This is a genomic window from Herbiconiux daphne (genome assembly GCF_024979295.1).
GTDB lineage: Bacteria > Actinomycetota > Actinomycetes > Actinomycetales > Microbacteriaceae > Herbiconiux > Herbiconiux daphnes.
Genome location: NZ_JANLCJ010000391.1, coordinates 1 through 701, shown reverse-complemented (window position 1 = coordinate 701; position 701 = coordinate 1). Strand labels below are relative to the sequence as shown.

Below are 701 nucleotides of genomic sequence, written 5' to 3'. Positions count from 1 at the left end.
GCTCTAGCCCTTCCGTACACCCAAGGAACGAATCCAATATAGGAGCGTGCAACATCATTTGATGTAAGTAATATTCATTCTTCTTATTGGATTATGCTTCCACATTATATACAGGTAGTATATCCAGTTATACTGTAATGTATTATATAGACTAACCGCTCACTGACGAGCAAATCTCAATTTTATATAAGGAATTCAAATATATGTCTATGATCCCAGAAACTCAATCTACTCGCAAATATAACTACGACGCAATGGCAGAAGGTGAATACGAAGCACGTATTGTACGTATCGTTGGCTTAGGTGTTCACCCACAAGACCCGTGGGTTGACCGTAAGACTGGTGTAGTAACTCAGAAAGCTCCGGCTTTCCGTCTTGATTTGGCTTTTGAAATCATCGGTCACGACACCAAAGGAACTGATTCCGAAGGTAAACCAATCGACCCGAAACCAGCTTGCCAGTTCAAGACTTACATCGTGAACCCACGTGCGAAGAACTCTGGTATCCTCGACCTGATCAAGATGATTGACCCGTCTATTCAGGCATTGAAAGCGGATCTGAACTGGATTCGTGATAAACTGTTAGGTCAGCCTGTTAACCTGTTGGTAAATCAATATACCAATAAAGCAGGTCAGGTTAAAAACAGCATTAAAACTATTACTGCCATCCCGACTAAGTATCGTGATGCTGTAGGTGATCCT

The 701-nt window shown here is 41.8% G+C and carries 1 protein-coding gene; it reads left to right on the top strand.

Going from position 1 to position 701, the window contains the following annotated elements:
* Positions 1-203: 203 nt before the first annotated feature.
* Positions 204-701 (top strand): hypothetical protein (locus tag N1032_RS25420; RefSeq protein WP_259543376.1); only part of this gene is annotated, 498 nt, incomplete at its 3' end.